Raw genomic sequence first — 18350 nt, 5'->3', positions numbered from 1 at the left:
GGTGGCCGACTATCTTGGGACCCACTTGTTGGTTTTGGCGGTGGCCGGCGACCCCCCCCTTGGCGGGTTCCTAATCGGGGGGGGGGCCTCGCGTGGTGATCGCGAGGCCCGCCGTCGGGATGGACCGGGAGTCTCTGCAGCCCTCAGGACTCCGGCGCGGTCCGGTGTTGCACGTCTTCCACTATAGGGAAGGCTGACCTAATCCCACAAGACCTCGGACCGGATGTCCTGCCGCCACGAAGGCGTCGAGCAACTGTTGGCCGCGCCGCGCCGCGGTGCGACGGGAGGCGCCGCCGAGTACGGGGAGCTGCGATGCGCCGGTGACGACCGCGCGCCCGACCATCGCCCAGAACCGGGCGCCGTCGAGCGGAGCGCATCGCTGCACCGCCTCGTGCACCGCGGTCAGGGCGGTCACGGCGCGGTGGGCGGTCCACACCGCCATGGCCTCCTCGCACGGCAGCACCACGACCCCACGACCGGCGGCGGCGCGGTCGCCGGGAAGCACGCGCAGGGTGTCGTCGGCGACGCCAGCCCAGTCGATGCATCCGTCGCTGTCCTGATGCAGCCAGAGGTTGTCGAGGCCGGGATCCCACACGCGCCCTTCGAGGGCGAGGGGGGCGAGCACCCGGCCGACGACGGCATGGATGAGCGCGGCGGCGACCTGCTCTGCGGCGATACGTGGTTCGTCGACGTCTTCGAGGGAGCGTCGATAGAGCAGTTCGATGCGCTCGGTGCGTTCGGAACTGCCGAGGCTCCACCAGCGGCGCTTGGGTTCTTCGTCGATACAGGCCACGGCGTAGACACGGGGCGATCCCGCGGCGAGTGCCCGCAGTCGAGTGCGGGTGTCTTCGAATGCGCGGACGCTCCGGTCGTCGAACATGGGGACCGGAGCGGTGGTGGTCGGTGGCAGCAGCAGAGTCGTCATCCGACACCTCTCTTGTCGACGGGCACCCAGCGGGTTGCTTAGGTAAGGCTAACCATTACATCTGGGGTGGGGGTCGCGCAACCCGCCACACCGAAACAGCGACCGACGACCCTCGCCGACAAGCACCACCCGGTGACAGACCGAAATAGGATTCCGTAACCTAACTCCAGACCCACCCGAGAACGCCGTCACGAGGAGCGCCCCACGCACGTGGCCACCATTCGACCCACTTCCACCGAACTCTCGGCCACCGAACCCACGGCCGCCGAGTTCACCGGCCCGCCCACCACGGCCCGCCGCCTCGTCGCGGAGCTACTGGACCTCGCCCTCCTCGCCATCCCCCTCGCCATCGGCGCGCTACTCGTCGACACCCTCGCCGACGCCAACGGAGGCGGACAAACCGACCGCGTCGTCTTCGGTGCCGCCGCCCTGGTCGCCACCATCGGGGTGCTGCTGTGGAACCGCGGCCACCGCGAAGGCCGCACCGGCGCGAGCCTCGGCAAGACCTGGACCGACCTGATCACCCGCGACCCGGACACCGGCGCTCCCATCGGCACCCGCCGCGCCCTGCTGCGCCGCCGCACCGAGGTCGTCATGGCCCGCACTGCCGCCGACGACGGCTTCACGCCGCTGCCCGCGGACACCAGCGTCGCCGGAATCCGCCGCAAACGACTCCTCGGGCTCCTCACACTCGCCGTGATACTCGTCCTGGTCCTCCTCGCCAGCGTCGCCATCGGTGCCCGTCCGATGACCTTCCCCGAGGTGTTTCACGCGCTGTTCGTCAACGACGGCTCCGAAACCGATGTGATCATCCACTCCCTGCGCATCCCCCGCACCCTGCTCGGCCTGCTCGTCGGCATCGCCCTCGGTGTCGCCGGTGCCCTCATCCAAGGCCACACCCGCAACCCCCTCGCCGACGCCGGGCTCCTCGGCATCAACGCCGGCGCTGCGCTGTTCGTGGTCCTCTCGATCTACCTGCTGGGCACCAGCAGCCCCGCCGAATACCTGTGGTTCGCGTTCGCGGGATCCCTGTTCGCCAGCGTCGTCGTGTTCGGATTCTCTTCGATCGGCAACGGCAGCTCGAGCCCCCTGAGCCTGGCCCTCGCCGGCGCCGCCGTCGCCTTCTTCCTCCAGGCCATGATCCAAACCGTCGTCCTGCTCGACCAGACCAGCCTCGACGGCTACCGCTTCTGGGTCGTCGGCTCCGTCGCCGGCCGCGGCATGGACGTGCTCTGGCAGGTCCTCCCCTTCATCGTCGTCGGCCTCGTGATCGCCCTCGCCGGCACACCCGGACTCAACGTGCTCAGCCTCGGCGAGGACGTCGCCCGCTCCCTCGGCACCAACGTCGTACTCACCCGCGTCATCGGCATTGCCGTGATCACCATCCTCACCGGCGCCGCCACCGCCGCGTGCGGCCCCATCGCGTTCGTCGGCCTCATCGTTCCGCACATCGCCCGCGCCATCACCGGCCCCGACTATCGCTGGCTCGTTCCCTACGCGGGCCTACTCGGCGGTGTGCTGCTCGTCCTCGCCGACGTCATCGGCCGCATCGTGGTGCGCCCCGGCGAACTGCAGGTCGGCATCGTGCTCGCCCTGGTCGGCGCCCCGTTCTTCATTGCCCTCGTCCGCCGCCGGAAGCTGGTGTCGCTGTGACCGACCTGACGAAAATCGACCCGGCGACGACCCCACCCGCCCCGGACGGGGCCCCACACCGCCGGCGTATCCCCATCCAGGCCTCCACCGCCGTGCCCGCCCGCCCCGCCTTCCGCATCGGCCGCTTCTCGGTCGTGTGGCGCGGCCGTCAAGTACTCGTATGCGTCCTGCTCGCTGTCGCCGCGTTCCTGCTCCTGTGCATCGGACTCGGCCGCGGCGACTACCCGATGTCCGTCCCCCAGGTCATCGAGGTGCTCATCGGCGGCGGCGAACGCCTCGACCGGTTCATCGTGTTCGACCTACGGCTCCCCCGCGGCATCGGCGCGCTCGTGGTCGGCGCCTCCCTCGCCGTCTCCGGCGCCATCACCCAGTCCCTCTCCCGCAACGCCCTGGCCAGCCCCGACATCCTCGGCATCACCGCAGGCGCCAGTGCCGCCGCCGTCGCCCTGATCGTCGTCACCAGCGGCGGCACCATCGTCGGGCTCCTCGCCGCACTCGGCCTGCCGCTGGCAGCACTCGTCGGTGGCCTGCTCACCGCCTCCGTCCTCTACCTCCTCGCCTGGAAGAACGGCGTCGACGGATTCCGGCTCGTCCTGATCGGCATCGGCGCGAACGCCATGCTGATCGCCCTGACCAACTGGATGCTCGTCACCGCCGACATCAACGACGTCTCCCGCGCCCAGGTCTGGCTCACCGGCTCCCTCAACGGCATCAGCTGGAACCAGGTCATCCCCGCCGGAATCGCCCTCGCCGTCATCGGCACCTGGACGATCATCGCCGCGTTCACCATCGGCGCCCTGCGGCTCGGCGACGACACCGCCCGCTCCCTCGGCATTCGACTGCAGTCCCAACAGGGCATGCTGCTCATCGCCGCATGCGCCCTCGCCGCCATCGCCACCGCCGCCGCAGGCCCGATCGGCTTCGTCGCGCTCGCCGCACCCCAAGTCGCGATGAGACTCGTGCGCTCGGCAGGCCCACCGATCATCGCCTCCGCGTTGACCGGCGCCGCACTCGTCGTCGGCGCCGACATCATCGCCCGCACCATCCTGCCGGTCGCCCTCCCGGTCGGCCTGGTGACCTCCGCACTCGGCGGCCCGTTCCTGCTGTATCTGCTCGTGCGATCCAACCGGAAGGTTTCAGTGTGACCGACATCCAGCCCCTCGACACGCACTCAGCCGATGCGGACACCACCATGGCCGCCCGACTCGTCGCCGAACACCTCGAACTCGGCTACGGAGACCGCCTCATCGTCGACGACCTCGACCTCGAAATCCCCACCGGCGTGATCACCACCATCATCGGACCCAACGGCTGCGGAAAATCCACGCTGCTGCGCTCACTGAGCCGGTTGCTCAAACCCCGCGCCGGGCACGTCCTGCTCGACGGCCACCAGATCACCAAAATGCGCACCCGCGACGTCGCCCGCGTCCTCGGCATGCTCCCCCAGGCACCCGTCGCCCCCGAAGGCCTCACCGTCGCCGACCTCGTCGCCCGTGGCCGCCACCCCCACCAGACCTTTATGCGGCAATGGTCCGGCGACGACGAAGACGTCGTCTCCACCGCACTGGCCCGCACCGGCATCGCCGACCTCGCCGACCGCCCCGTCGACGAACTCTCCGGCGGCCAACGTCAACGCGCCTGGATCTCCATGGCCCTCGCGCAGGGCACCGACATCCTGCTGCTCGACGAACCCACCACCTACCTCGACCTCGCACACTCCATCGAAGTACTCGACCTCGTCGACCAACTCCACAGCGAACTCGGCCGCACCGTGGTGATGGTCCTGCACGACCTCAACCTCGCCGTCCGCTACAGCGACCACCTCGTCGTCATGCGCGACGGCAAGGTCATCGCCTCCGGCCCCCCGACCGAGGTCATCTCCGTCGAACTGCTCCGCGACGTCTTCGGACTCGACGCCTCCGTCATCGGCGACCCGGTCTCCGGCCGCCCCCTGATCGTGCCCATCGGCACCCGACACGTCTACGGCACCGTCGGCGGCGACACCCCACCCCAAAACCTACGACCCTAGGTAGTACGCACAAATGTCGGAGACTACGTAGAATCACCCTATGGCAGCACTAGGCGAACTCGAGCGAGCAGTGATGGACCACCTGTGGTCGTCCACCGAACCCCAGACCGTGCGACAGGTCCACGAAGGCCTCTCCACCCGACGCTCCCTCGCATACACCACCGTCATGACCGTCCTTCAACGCCTCGCGAAGAAGAACCTCGTCATCCAGCAACGCGACGACCGCGCCCACCGCTACCTCCCCGTACACGGCCACGACGAACTCGTCGCCGGCCTCATGGTCGACGCCCTCGACCAGGCCGACGAAACCGCCGGACGCACCGCCGCACTCGTCCACTTCGTCGGCCGCGTCGGCGCCGACGAAGCCGCCGCCCTGCGCGCCGCACTGGCCGAACTCGAAGCCCAACACAGCACCGACCGACCCACCGGAAAAGTGAGCTGACAGACTCGACTCCATGAATGCGACCACAGCGCTCGTATTCGGCACACTTGCGCTTCTCCTCGCCGGCCCCGTGCCCGGGCTCCTCGCCCGCGCCACCTGGCCGCACCGCAACCCACGCGCGGCGCTCGTACTGTGGCAGGCCATCGCACTGGCCGCCGTCCTGTCCGCGTTCAGCTCCGGCCTGGCCATCGCCAGCCGACTGCTGGTCCCCGGCGACGACGGCCGACCCACCACCGGCCCCCTCGAGGAGATCGACGCACTCGGACTGCCCCTGTGGCTGACCTACATCACCGTCTTCATGCTCACCCTGCTCATCGGCGGACGCCTGATCTACTCGATCCTGCACGTCGCTGTCCGCACCCGCCGCCGCCGCTCCCGGCACCGCATGCTCGTCGACCTCCTCGACCGCCGCGACAACATCTCCGCCGTCCGCACCCTCCCCCACGTACGGATCCTCGACAGCACCGACCCCATCGCCTACTGCCTGCCCGGAATCCGGCACCGCGTCGTCCTGTCCGAAGGCACCCTCGACAACCTCACCGACGACGAACTGCGCGCCGTCCTGCGCCACGAACACTCCCACCTGCGCGCCCGCCACGACCTCATCCTCGAAGCATTCACCGCCGTGTACGAAGCCTTCCCCCGCTGGGTCCGCTCCGGGTCGGCACTCGGCTCCGTGCAACTGCTCGTCGAAATGCTCGCCGACGACTCCGCCGCCCGCGTCACCGGCCCCACCCCCCTGGCCCGAGCCCTCATCACCTGCGCCGGCGCCCACGCCCCCACCGGCGCCCTCGCCGTCGGCGGACCCTCCACCCTGCTACGAGTACAGCGCCTCGCAGATCCCGGCCCCGACCTCACCATCTCCGCATGCGCCTACATCGCTGCCGCCGCGATCCTCGTCGTCCCCACCGTCGCCGTCGCCGTCCCCTGGCTGACCGAGCTCACCCGACTCTTCACCCACTGACACGCCCCGTACTTCCATTCGATTTCGATCACGCCCCCTTTCGGGGGAAGCTGTACCCCATGACCGACGAACACACCGAGACCCCCCTCGCCCAGATCGGCGTGACCGGCCTGGCCGTCATGGGGTCCAACATCGCCCGGAACTTCGCCCGCCACGGCTACACCGTCGCCCTGCACAACCGCAGCATCGCCAAAACCGACGCCCTGCTCGCCGAACACAGCAGCGACGGCACCTTCGTGCGCACCGAAACCATCGACGAGTTCGTCGGCGCACTCGAAAAGCCCCGCCGCGTCCTGATCATGGTCAAAGCCGGCGACGCCACCGACGCCGTCATCGACGAACTCGCCGACGCCATGGAACCCGGCGACATCATCATCGACGGCGGCAACGCCCTCTACACCGACACCATCCGCCGCGAAGCCGCCCTGCGCGAACGCGGACTGCACTTCGTCGGCGCCGGCATCTCCGGCGGCGAAGAAGGCGCCCTCAACGGACCGTCCATCATGCCCGGCGGCCCCGCCGAGTCCTACACCGCACTCGGCCCCCTCCTCGAAGCCGTCTCCGCCAAAGTCGACGGCACCCCCTGCTGCACCCACGTCGGCCCCGACGGCGCCGGACACTTCGTCAAGATGGTGCACAACGGCATCGAATACGCCGACATGCAACTCATCGGCGAGGCATACCACCTGCTGCGCGACGCGCTCGGCTACGGCGCCGCCGACATCGCCGACGTCTTCGCCGACTGGAACACCGGCACCCTCGAGTCGTACCTCATCGAAATCACCGCCGAGGTACTGCGCCAAACCGACGCCACCACCGGACAACCCCTCGTCGACGTCATCGTCGACGCCGCCGAACAGAAAGGCACCGGCCGCTGGACCGTCAAGGCCGCCCTCGACCTCGGCATCCCCGTCACCGGCATCGCCGAAGCCGTGTTCGCCCGCGCCCTGTCCGGCTCACGCACCCAACGCGCCGCAGCCCGCGACCTGACCTCCGGTGCCCTCGGCGCCGCCCCCACCGACACCGCACAATTCACCGAAGACATCCGCGCCGCCCTCTACGCCTCGAAGATCGTCGCCTACGCCCAGGGCTTCGACCAGATCGCCGCAGGCAGCTCCGAATACGGCTGGAACATCGACCGCGCCGCCATGGCCACCATCTGGCGTGGCGGCTGCATCATCCGCGCCCAGTTCCTCAACCGCATCAAAGAGGCCTACGACGCGGACCCCGAACTGCCCAGCCTGATCCTCGCCCCGTACTTCCGCGACGCCATCGAAGCCGGCATCGACAGCTGGCGGCGCGTCGTGGTCACCGCCACCACCCTCGGCATCCCCATCCCCGCCTTCGGCTCATCCCTGTCGTACTACGACGGGCTGCGCGCCGAACGCCTACCCGCGGCACTGACACAGGGCCAACGCGACTACTTCGGCGCACACACCTACGAGCGCACCGACAAGCCCGGCAAGTTCCACACCCTGTGGAGCGGCGACCACAGCGAAGTCCAGGCCTGAACGACCCGCCGACCACATGACCGGCACCACGGCAGCATCCGTGGCGTGCGCGCTCGCCGCCGCGGTGCTGGTCGCCGTCAGCATGGTCGCCCAGCAACGCTCCGCCGCCGCCGTCCCCACCACCGGCCCACTCGTGGGCAACCTCGTCCGCAACCCCCGCTGGTGGGCGGCACTGGCCGTGGACGGCGGCGGCTACGCCCTGCAGGTCCTCGCGCTCGCGCTCGGCACCGTCCTGATCGTGCAACCCCTGCTCGTCTCGTCGCTGCTCTTCGCGATCCCCATCTCCGCCTACCTCACCGGACAACGCCCCGACCGACGCACCCTGCTACTCGCCGGGGCACTGTGTATCGCACTGGCGGTGTTCCTGGTCGCCGGCAACCCCACAGCAGGCACCATCGACGCCACCGCCACCCGATGGGCACTGCCACTGTGCATCGTCGGTGCACTCGCCGCTGCCGCAACCGCACTCGGTCTCGCTCCCGGCCCGCCGGTGCGCCGTGCCATGCTGCTCGGCACCGCCGCCGGCATCCTCTACGGAGTCGCCGCCGCATTCACCAAACACGTCACCGACCTGGCCGAACACGGCCTGCCCACCCTGCTCGGCTCGTGGCAGACCTGGGCCGTGATTGCCGCCGGGCTCACCGGCATGTATCTGCAGCAACGCGCCTTCCAGGCCGGCCCACTGACCGCCTCCCTGCCCACCCTGACCATCGCCGAACCCCTCGCCGCCGTCTTCCTCGGCATGACAGTGCTCGGCGAACACCTCGACACCGACGGCATCGGCCTCACCGTCACCATCACCGCAGTCGCGGTGATAGCCGTGACCACCCTCGCGCTCGCCCACACCGTCACTACACCGCCGCCACCCACGGAGACGGCCCAGCCCACGGAGACGGCCCAGCCCTGATCAGGCTCCCGACCGCGACAACACCGCAACCAGGAAATCCGAATCGTCGGTGAACGGACGCACATCCCACGTCGACAACAACAACTCCGGCGTGAGCCCACCGGCCGCAGCATCCGCAAGGAACTCGGCGAAGTCGTAATCGCGACCCGCACCGAACCCGACCACCGCACGCCCCGCAGGCGCCAGATGCCGCGCGAACCCGGCCAACGTCGCCCGCCGCGTCGCCGGCGCCAAAAACGTCATCACATTGCCCGCACACACGATCGCGTCGAACTCCGCCGCCACACCACGACTCGGCAGATCCAACTCGGCGAGATCTCCGACCAGCCAGGTCGGCCCCGGATGATCCTCCTCCGCCGCCGCCACCAGCACCGGATCGACATCGACCCCCACCACCACGTGCCCCACCCCGTGCAGATAGCCACCCAACCGGCCCGGCCCACACCCCGCATCGAGCACCCGCGCACCCCGCCCCAGCATCGCGTCGATCAACCGGGCCTCACCGACGATGTCCTGCCCCTGCGCCGCCATCGTCCGGAAACGCTCGACATACCAACTCGAATGCGACGGATCCGCCTCGGCGATGTCCTCCCACTGACTTCGGATGCGCTCGGACAAAGTCCCACCTCCTCGATCGGGCCCACCGATGTGCGCCGCGTACAGCCCACCCTAAGCACCTCGAGGCACCACAATCGACAACCCGCCCCACAGCACCACACGACAACCTGCGACGCGCCGAATTAGAATGGACACTTTCACCACACCGTCCGGGAGGACTCACACCCGCCCCGGATTCGACGAGAGGAACTCGGTGCCCGCGGCACCCACCAGCATGCACCCGGCCGACGACGGCGCAACCACCACACAGGAGCGACCCTGATGTCCGTCGCTCTGTCCGTCCTCAGCCTCCTCGGCTTCGTCGCACTCACCGCAGGCACCGCCCTGTTCGTCGCCGCCGAATTCTCCCTGACCGCCCTCGAACGCAGCACCGTCGACGCACACGCCCGTACCGGTGACCGCCGCGCCCGCCAGGTACAGCACGCCCACAGCACCCTGTCGTTCCAACTCTCCGGCGCCCAACTCGGCATCACCATCACCACCCTGATCACCGGCTACCTCGCCGAACCGGTCCTCGCCCGCTTCATCCACCCCCTGCTCGACAGGCTCGGACTGTCCGAGACCACCGCGAGCACCGTGTCCCTGATCGTCGCGCTCGTCATCGCCACCTCGTTCTCCATGATCTTCGGTGAACTCGTCCCGAAGAACATCGCCATCTCCCGGCCTCTGGCCACCGCCCGCGCTACCGCCGGACTCCAAGCCGGCTTCTCCCTGGTCTTCCGCTGGGCCATTCACGGCCTCAACAACGCCGCCAACCACATTGTGCGGCGCGTCGGCATCGAACCCGCCGAGGAACTCCGCTCGGCGCGCTCTCCACAAGAACTCGGCTCCCTCGTGCGCGCCTCCGCCCAAAGCGGAGTTCTCGACGAATCCACCGCCCGACTCGTCGACCGTTCCCTCCGCTTCGGTGCACGCACCGCCGAAGACCTCATGACCCCGCGCATGACCATCGAATCCCTCGACCGCCGGGACACGGTCCTCGACCTGATCGAACTGTCCTCCCGCACCGGATACTCCCGGTTCCCGGTCATCGACTCCGACCTCGACTCCACCCTCGGCGTCGTCCACATCAAACACGCGTTCACCGTCGCCGCCGACCGGCGCGGCACCACCGCGGTCCAGAACCTCGTCCGGAAAGTGCCGGTCGTGCCGTCGACCCTCGACGGTGACACCGTCATGGAGCGGGTCCGCGCCGACGGAATGCAGGTCGCCCTCGTCGCCGACGAATACGGCGGTACCGCCGGGATCGTCACGATGGAAGACCTCATCGAGGAAATCATCGGCGACGTCCACGACGAGCACGACCAACCACAACCCGAGGCACACCCACTCGACAACGGCTGGTCGTGCTCCGGGCTCCTGCGCATCGACGAGGTCGAACGCCTCACCGGCTACCTCGCGCCCGACGGCGACTACGAGACGATCGGCGGGCTCATCCTCACCGAACTCGGTCGCATCCCCGAGATCCACGACGAGATCCCGCTCCCGGCCCGCGACACCGCCCCGTGGCGCGCCCGGGTCCTCGAGATGGACGGTCACCGCATCGACCGGCTCCTGTTGACGCCCACCGAGCCCGAACGAAACAGTCCCGACCACGATCATGAGCACACCGAACAGGAGCAGCCGTGAACGACCTGCTCGGGGCCGCTCTGACCGTATTACTCCTCGCCGGCAACGCTTTCTTCGTCGGCGCCGAATTCTCCCTCATCACCGCCCGCCGCGACCGACTCGAAGCGCTCGACACCCAAGGCAAGAAACGGGCCCGCACCGTCATCGCCGCCGGTGAACACCTCTCGCTGATGCTCGCCGGCTCCCAACTCGGCATCACGATCTGCTCGATCCTGCTCGGCCGGGTCGGCGAACCCGCCATCGCGCATCTCATCGAGGCGCCGCTCCACCTCATCGGCCTACCCGACCAGCTGCTGCACCCCATCGCGTTCACCATCTCGATCGCGCTCGTGGTGACCCTGCACATCCTGCTCGGCGAGATGGTGCCCAAGAACATCGCCATCGCCGGCCCCGAACGCACCGCTATGATCCTCGTCCCCGTCCACCTGCTGTTCATGCGACCGGCCCGCCCCCTGATCGCCTTCTACAACTGGTGCGCCAACATCACGTTGCGCGTGATGCGCGTCGAACCCAAGGACGAACTCGACGTCACCGTCACCGCCGTCGAACTGACCGAGATGATCGGCGAATCCCGCTCCGAAGGCCTGATCGACGAAGAAGAACACCGCCGTCTCACCCAGGCACTGAACACCGGTGGACGCACCGTCACCGACGTCCTGATCGCGATCAGCGACGTGCGCACCGTGCCCGTCACCGCAACCGGCGTCACGCTCGGTGCCATCGAACACGCCGTCACCTCGACCGGGTTCTCGCGCTACCCCACCCGCACCTCCACCGGCGACTACACAGGATACCTCCATGTCAAGGACGTCCTCGACCTCGTCCACGACCAGACCGCGGGCCCCGGCACGGTGATCCCACCCGACACCATCCGACCCCTTCCCTCACTCTCCGTCGACACCCCGCTCGACGACGCCCTGTCCCGATTGCGACGCACCCGCTCCCATCTCGGTGGCATCGTCGACAACACCGGAGCGACGCTGGGCATCGTCGCGCTCGAAGACCTCGTCGAAGAATTCGTCGGCACTGTCCGCGATGCCACCCACCGCATCACCGACCCCACCCCCGGACACCGCACAGGAGAACCACCCCAGTGACCGAGGCCCCGACCGCGCGCCGCGACGTGATCCTCACCGCACACGAATGGACCGCGCGCCGCGACCACCACCGCCACCAGGCCGACGAACTGCTCGCCGGCCACCTGCGACGGCGCGCGGCGCAGCAGACGCACCCGGTCCACGACTTCCTGTTCACCTACTACAGCCACCGGCCGGCACAGCTGCGCCGGTGGCACCCCGGATTCGGCACCGTTCTTCTGGGCGCAGGTCGCGAGTATCGCGACAATCCCGCGTACGAGCGGGTCGTCGTCGACGGCACGCCCGGGGTTCGCGTGAGCTCCGACACCCTCGACCGTCGGTTCGCGATGGTCGAGTTCGTGGCCGAACTCCTGACGCGAACCCGAGCGCGACCTGCCCAGCTCGGCTGTTTCGGACTGCACGAATGGGCCATGGTGTACCGCACGAGCAGTGACGATGTCCGGCATTCGGCGGTGCCGCTGCGGCTCGGCCATGCCGGAACCGATGCAGTGGTGGAATCAATGCAGTTACGCTGCAGCCATTACGACGCCTATCGGTTCTTCACGCCGGAGGCGGCACCTCGCAATATCGAACCGCTGACCCGCGACGACCAACTCGACCGCGAGCAGCCCGGATGCCTGCACGCAGGCATGGACCTCTACAAGTGGTGCTACAAGCTCTCACCCCTGGTCGATTCGGAACTGCTGCTGCGCTGCTTCCAGCACGCGGCCGCGACGCGCGAACTCGACATGCGAGCGAGCCCGTATGATCTGATCGACTACGGCTACTCGCCCATCACGATCGAGACTGCCGCCGGACGCGCACAGTACGTCCGCGAGCAGTCGGCGCTCACCTCTCGCGCCGCGGACCTGAGACAGGACCTGCTCGAACGATGCTCCGCCCTGCGCGCGCGCCCAACCGAGGTACGCCTCTAGCTACCGGCGGGTAACATAATTGGTGAATTTTCGTGCGGCTCCCGGAACGCAACACCACCGGGCGCACAGCAACCGGAAAGAGTGAGGGTAATGACTGAACGCGTGACCGTCGGCGGACTGCAGATCGCCAAGGTGCTCTACGACTTCGTCAACAATGAGGCGCTTCCCGGCACCGGACTGGACGCGGCCGCGTTCTGGGCCGGCGCCGACAAGATCGTCGAAGAGCTCGCACCCAAAAACCGTGCGCTGCTCGCCAAGCGCGACGACCTCCAGACCCAGATCGACACCTGGCACCGCGACCGCGCCGGAGCGCTGCACGACGCGGCCTCCTACAAGGCGTTCCTCGAGGAAATCGGCTACCTCGTCCCCGTCCCCGCCCCCTTCCAGGTCACCACCTCCGGCGTCGACACCGAGATCACCTCCACCCCGGGCCCGCAGCTCGTCGTGCCGATCCTCAACGCCCGCTTCGCGCTCAACGCCTCCAACGCCCGCTGGGGCTCGCTCTACGACGCCCTGTACGGCACCGACGCCATCTCCGAGGACGGCGGCGCCGAGAAGACCGCCGGCTACAACAAGGTCCGCGGCGACAAGGTCATCGCCTGGGCCCGCGACTTCCTCGACAAAGCCGCGCCCCTGCAGTCCGGCAGTCACTCCGACTCGACGAACTACGCCATCGACGGCACCGAACTGAAGGTCACGCTCGCCGACGGCACCGTCACCGGTCTCGCCGACGCCGACGAACTCGTCGGCTACCTCGGCGACAAGAACGCCCCCACCTCCGTGCTGCTGCGCAACAACGGCCTGCATATCGAGATCCAGATCGACGCCGCCTCCCCCATCGGTAGCACCGACGCCGCCGGAGTCAAGGACGTCGTCCTCGAATCCGCCGTCACCACGATCATGGACTTCGAGGACTCCGTCGCCGCAGTCGACGCCGACGACAAGACCCTCGGATACCGCAACTGGCTCGGCCTCAACCGCGGCGACCTGACCGAGTCGTTCGACAAGGGCGGCAAGACCCTGACCCGTACGCTCAACGACAACCGGGTCTACACCGCACTCGACGGCAGCAACCTCGAACTGCACGGCCGGTCCCTGTTGTTCGTCCGCAACGTCGGTCACCTCATGACCACCCCCGCCATCCTCGACGCCGACGGCAACGAGATCCCCGAGGGCATCCTCGACGCGCTGATCACCAGCCTGTGTGCCGTCCACGGTCTGCACACCGACGACGCACACGGCGCCCTCGCCAACAGCCGCACCGGATCGATCTACATCGTCAAGCCCAAGCAGCACGGCCCCGAGGAATCCGCCTTCACCACCGAGCTGTTCGGCCGCGTCGAAGAGATCCTCGACCTGCCTGCCAACACCATCAAGGTCGGCATCATGGATGAGGAACGACGCACCACCGTCAACCTCGCCGCCTGCATCGAAGCCGCCTCCGAACGTGTGGTGTTCATCAACACCGGCTTCCTCGACCGCACCGGCGACGAAATCCACACCTCCATGGAAGCCGGCGCCGTTGTGCGCAAGGCCGCCATGAAGCAGCAGAAGTGGATCAGCGCCTACGAAGACTGGAACGTCGACACCGGGCTCGCCACCGGCTTGCAGGGCAAGGCCCAGATCGGCAAGGGCATGTGGGCCATGACCGACCTCATGGCGGACATGCTCGTGCAGAAGATCGGCCAGCCCAAGGCAGGCGCCAACACCGCGTGGGTGCCGTCCCCCACCGGCGCGACGCTGCACGCCACTCACTATCACGAGGTCGACGTCGTCGCGGTCCAGGAAGAACTGAAGGGCAAGACCCGCGCCACCGTCGACGACATCCTCACCATCCCGCTTGCCGAGAACACCGACTGGTCCGACGCCGAGAAGCGTGAAGAACTCGACAACAATTGCCAGTCCATCCTCGGTTACGTTGTCCGCTGGATCGATGCGGGTGTCGGCTGCTCCAAGGTGCCCGACATCCACGACATCGCGCTCATGGAAGACCGCGCCACCCTGCGGATCTCGAGCCAGCTCCTCGCGAACTGGATCCGCCACGGCATCGTCACGGCCGACGACGTCGTCGCGTCCCTCGAACGCATGGCACCGGTCGTCGACCGCCAGAACGAAGGCGACGCCACCTACCGGAACATGGCACCGAACTTCGACACCAATATCGCCTTCCAGGCCGCCAAGGAACTGATCCTCGAAGGCACCACGCAGCCCAGCGGCTACACCGAGCCGATCCTGCACCGCCGCCGCCGCGAGTACAAGGCCGCCAACGCCTGACCTCCGACAACAAGCTGCACCTGAGACGATGGGCCCCGATCCAGTGGATCGGGGCCCATCGCCGCACCACCCGACAGCGCACCGCACCGCCATACATCGCGCAGTCACTAGACTGCTGAGGCCCGACAACAACGAAACGAGGCGAAAAACAAAGTGGCTCGACATCGCGGATCCGGCGGAACACGTGGCGTCAGCACAACCCTCATCGTTGCCCTGGTCGTCGTCGTCCTGTTGGTCCTCGGCGTCCTCGGCTGGCTTCAACTTCGCGACCGAATCGACGACCAGGCCACCGAAGCCGCCGGCACCTGCGTCGAAGGCGACGCCGAACTCCACATCGCCGCCGACCCACTCATCGCCCCCACCCTCACCGACCTCGCCGCCACATGGAACACCGACGTCGCGCCCGTGATCCGCGACTACTGCATCACAGCGCACGTCACCGCCACCGAATCCACACCCACAGCGACCGCTCTCGGCGCCGAGAGCCCCTGGAACCCCGAACTCGGCCCCGAACCCGCCCTCTGGGTGCCCGTCGACACCCGCGCCGCCGACCGCGCGGGAACGAGCGCGAGCGGACAACGTCGATCCCTCGCCACTTCCCCGATCGTTCTCGCCGCACCGACCGCTCTCCGCAACGGACTCAGCGCTGCCGGGGTCGAATGGCGCGACCTACCGTCCCTGCAAGCCACTCCCGGATCCCTCAGCACCCTCGGCCTCATGCCCTGGGAATCTCTGCGTATGGCCCTACCCACCGGAGCGCGCAGCGATGCCACCGTGCCCGCACTCGAAGCACTCGCCGCCGCCTCGACCACCGGCACAGGACCACTGACCCTGGACGAAGCCGACTCCCCCGACGTCGTGACCGCCACGACCGAACTAGCGCTCGGCGCCGACGCACTCGATATCGCCGCCGGCCCCGCCACAGCCGATGCACTCACGGCCCTGGCCGCGAACTCCACCCCCGAGTCCCCGATCCACGCGGTCCCCGTGACAGAGAAGCAACTGTACGACGCCGTCACCGACGGAACCGCCGACGGCATCGCCGGGTTCCTTCCCGCAGGAGCCACACCGATTGCAGATTTTCCCGCGGTGGTCCTCAGCACGCCCTGGGTGGACGAAACCTTGTCTCGAGCAGCCGGCCAGTTCATCGACTACGTGCGCAACCCCGACCAGGCGCAGAATTTCCTCGACGACGGATTCCGCAGCGAAGACGGCGATTCCCCCGATACCTCGGACTCCGATGCCGCCACCTTCACATACCCCCCGGTCACGAGCGTCCTCGCCGCTGCCGAACCTTCGGTCGGCGACACGCTCCTCGACATCCGGCTCAACCCCCGGTCGCCCACCAAGACCACCGTGCTCGTGGACACCACCGCCTCCATGGCCGCAGTAGACGGAGACAGCACCCGACTCGACGACACCGCATCCGCCATCGACAGTGTCCTCCGCCGCACTCCGAACTCGTCGATCGTCGGGATGTACGTCTTCGACGACACCTCGTCCTACCGAACCGCCGTCGCCCGCGACGCGCTCACCCTCGCACAGCGCGCGGCACTGACCTCCGCACTCGACACGGTCACCCCCACCGAGACCGCACCGGTATACGACTCGATCCTCGCCACATACGCCGACGCCGTCGACAACTACGATCCGTCCAGACCGAACTCGATGCTCGTGATCCTCGACAGTGACGACACGAGCCTGGACGACGACAGCACCAGCACCAGCACCGACACAGCCGACGAGTTCCTCGACCGACTCGATGAACTCACCGACAGTTCTGCGCCGGTCCGGATAGACATCGTCGTCCTCGGCGACGACGTCACCGATTCCGGGACATTGCAAGACCTCACCGACCGCACCGGTGGGTCGTACTCCACGCTCTCCTCCACGGCGAACGACGACCTGACCGGCCTGATCCGAAAGCTCATCTCCTGACCGTGATCCGACTGCTCGTCGCGGGGACGTTCCTCGCCCTCATCACCTTCTGGCTCCACCGCCGCCTCGTGCGAGCCCCGGGCCTCACCGGAAGAAGCGCCTTCGTCGCTGATCTTGTGCTCGTGCTGTTGCTCGTCGTCTCCTTGGCCGCGTCGGTCACCGGGACCCTCCTCGACCCCGCATGGGCGCGCCCACTCGGCTTCGTCGGCTACAGCTGGTTTGCAGCCGGGCTCTACCTGATCCTCGGAATCCTCGTCATCGGAGTGTTCTGCCTCGGGGCAAGGCTCGTGCGCAGGTTCCGAACCGGCGATGCCTCCGAACTCGACACCTCCGAACTCGACACCTCCGAACGACCACCACGGCGTGCCCTGCGCATCGCGACGGGCACACTGGTCACCGCCACCGTCGTCACGATCTGCTACGGAAGCCTGATCGAAGCCGCCAATCCCAGACTCGTCCACTCCACCATCGCATTACCCGGGCTTCCGGACGGGTTCGACGGACTTCGCGTCGCTCTGATCACGGATCTGCACGTCGGGCCTGCAAGGGGCGCCGGGTTCGTGCAGGGAGTCGTCGATCAGGTCAACGAACAGCAACCCGACCTCATCGTTCTCGGCGGAGATCTCGCCGACGGGACCATCGAGTTCGTCGGCGACGACCTCGCTCCTCTCGCGGAGCTTCGTGCTCCACTCGGCGTCTACGGAGTCAGCGGCAACCACGAGTACTACTCCGACGACGTGCTGTCCTGGCTCGACCACTGGGAAACCCTCGGTGTACAGACCTTGCGAAACGAACACGTCATCGTGGCGCGTAACGGCGACGAGATCGCCGTTGCAGGTGTACACGACTACACCGCGCCGGCACCGGATGCGGCGGATCTCCCCCAAGCAATTGACGGACTGTCACCCGAGACCTTCGTCCTCCTCGCCGCACATCAGCCGAAACACGTCCTCGAAGCACAGGACCTCGGGGTGGATCTTCAACTGTCCGGGCATACTCACGGCGGCCAGATGTGGCCCCTCGGATACATCGTGTCCGCCGCAAACCCCACCGTCACCGGGTTGGATCACTTCGGTGATACCGCCATCTACACCTCGCAGGGAGCCGGCGCCTGGGGTCCGCCGGTGCGCATTGCCGCGCCTCCTGAGATTTCTATACTCGAGCTCGTCACAGAAAAATAGAAAGCGAAAGCTTTCGCTTCTTACTCTTCTCGCCTCAAACCTCGGGATCGATGAGGGGTTTGAGGTGAGGGGCGTTCGTTGTATTGACCATATTCGGTATTTATAAGTCTTCCGTACCGTTCAGAATACAATTGCGAGAATGTGGGGCTGCGGGCAACAGCCCCCAGCCCCACCCCGGCACAGTTTCTGGTCGCCGCCCGCGGAGGGCACGAGCACACCAAAATGCGGTCGCCCGGTGGCCCGGCGATTCGTGGTACCCAGGGCCACA

The 18350-nt window shown here is 67.8% G+C and carries 15 protein-coding genes; 13 read left to right on the top strand and 2 right to left on the bottom strand.

Annotated features, from left to right (window positions below; genetic code table 11):
• Positions 1 to 181: 181 nt before the first annotated feature.
• Positions 182 to 925 (bottom strand): hypothetical protein, encoded by a 744-nt coding sequence (locus ACFWB0_RS24390; RefSeq protein WP_378492971.1) that lies wholly within the window; start codon positions 923 to 925, stop codon positions 182 to 184.
• 219 nt (positions 926 to 1144) lie between these two features.
• On the opposite strand from ACFWB0_RS24390, the gene ACFWB0_RS24385 reads away from it, so the two are divergent.
• From ACFWB0_RS24385 to ACFWB0_RS24355, 7 genes are all read left to right on the top strand, one after another.
• On the top strand, positions 1145 to 2578 hold the full coding sequence (locus ACFWB0_RS24385) for a FecCD family ABC transporter permease (protein ID WP_378492975.1): 1434 nt from the start codon (positions 1145 to 1147) through the stop codon (positions 2576 to 2578).
• Positions 2579 to 2646: 68 nt separating this feature from the next.
• A complete protein-coding gene (locus ACFWB0_RS24380; protein ID WP_378492974.1) occupies positions 2647 to 3723 on the top strand; it encodes a FecCD family ABC transporter permease in 1077 nt (358 codons plus the stop codon).
• 47 nt (positions 3724 to 3770) lie between these two features.
• Positions 3771 to 4607 carry an ABC transporter ATP-binding protein gene (locus ACFWB0_RS24375; protein WP_378492973.1) on the top strand — a complete coding sequence of 279 codons (837 nt, stop codon included), beginning with the start codon at positions 3771 to 3773 and terminating at the stop codon, positions 4605 to 4607.
• 40 nt (positions 4608 to 4647) lie between these two features.
• On the top strand, positions 4648 to 5049 hold the full coding sequence (locus tag ACFWB0_RS24370; protein WP_378492970.1) for a BlaI/MecI/CopY family transcriptional regulator: 402 nt from the start codon (positions 4648 to 4650) through the stop codon (positions 5047 to 5049).
• 13 nt (positions 5050 to 5062) lie between these two features.
• Positions 5063 to 6013, top strand: coding sequence for a M56 family metallopeptidase (locus tag ACFWB0_RS24365; RefSeq protein WP_378492969.1), 951 nt, complete (start codon positions 5063 to 5065; stop codon positions 6011 to 6013).
• A 59-nt stretch (positions 6014 to 6072) separates the two neighbouring features.
• Positions 6073 to 7524, top strand: a complete 1452-nt coding sequence (gene gndA / locus ACFWB0_RS24360; protein WP_378492968.1) for an NADP-dependent phosphogluconate dehydrogenase — start codon at positions 6073 to 6075, stop codon at positions 7522 to 7524.
• A 16-nt stretch (positions 7525 to 7540) separates the two neighbouring features.
• Positions 7541 to 8431, top strand: coding sequence for a DMT family transporter (locus tag ACFWB0_RS24355; protein ID WP_378492967.1), 891 nt, complete (start codon positions 7541 to 7543; stop codon positions 8429 to 8431).
• Here ACFWB0_RS24355 and ACFWB0_RS24350 read toward each other — a convergent pair whose 3' ends face one another.
• On the bottom strand, positions 8432 to 9094 hold the full coding sequence (locus ACFWB0_RS24350) for a class I SAM-dependent methyltransferase (protein ID WP_378492972.1): 663 nt from the start codon (positions 9092 to 9094) through the stop codon (positions 8432 to 8434).
• Positions 9095 to 9310: 216 nt separating this feature from the next.
• Between ACFWB0_RS24350 and ACFWB0_RS24345 the strand changes: the two genes are divergently transcribed.
• The 6 genes from ACFWB0_RS24345 to ACFWB0_RS24320 all read left to right on the top strand — a co-directional run bounded on the left by ACFWB0_RS24345 (position 9311) and on the right by ACFWB0_RS24320 (position 18082).
• The gene (locus tag ACFWB0_RS24345) at positions 9311 to 10678 is read left to right on the top strand and encodes a hemolysin family protein (RefSeq protein ID WP_378492966.1); all 1368 of its coding nucleotides are present in this window, start codon (positions 9311 to 9313) and stop codon (positions 10676 to 10678) included.
• A complete protein-coding gene (locus tag ACFWB0_RS24340) occupies positions 10675 to 11775 on the top strand; it encodes a hemolysin family protein (protein WP_378492965.1) in 1101 nt (366 codons plus the stop codon). The genes ACFWB0_RS24345 and ACFWB0_RS24340 overlap by 4 nt, the downstream gene beginning before the upstream one ends.
• Positions 11772 to 12689 (top strand): 3-methyladenine DNA glycosylase, encoded by a 918-nt coding sequence (locus ACFWB0_RS24335; protein ID WP_378492964.1) that lies wholly within the window; start codon positions 11772 to 11774, stop codon positions 12687 to 12689. Before ACFWB0_RS24340 ends, ACFWB0_RS24335 begins: the two co-directional genes overlap by 4 nt.
• 90 nt (positions 12690 to 12779) lie before the next feature.
• Complete coding sequence (locus ACFWB0_RS24330; RefSeq protein WP_378492963.1) at positions 12780 to 14963, top strand: malate synthase G; 2184 nt, start codon at positions 12780 to 12782, stop codon at positions 14961 to 14963.
• A gap of 153 nt (positions 14964 to 15116) precedes the next feature.
• A complete protein-coding gene (locus ACFWB0_RS24325; protein ID WP_378492962.1) occupies positions 15117 to 16901 on the top strand; it encodes a substrate-binding domain-containing protein in 1785 nt (594 codons plus the stop codon).
• Positions 16902 to 16903: 2 nt separating this feature from the next.
• The gene (locus tag ACFWB0_RS24320) at positions 16904 to 18082 is read left to right on the top strand and encodes a metallophosphoesterase (protein WP_378492961.1); all 1179 of its coding nucleotides are present in this window, start codon (positions 16904 to 16906) and stop codon (positions 18080 to 18082) included.
• Positions 18083 to 18350 lie beyond the last annotated feature (268 nt).

Origin of the sequence: Rhodococcus sp. NPDC060086 (genome assembly GCF_042730275.1) — a bacterium.
Lineage (GTDB): Bacteria > Actinomycetota > Actinomycetes > Mycobacteriales > Mycobacteriaceae > Rhodococcus.
Note: the sequence above shows the minus strand (reverse complement) of the source record. Positions and strands in the feature narration are given on the sequence as shown.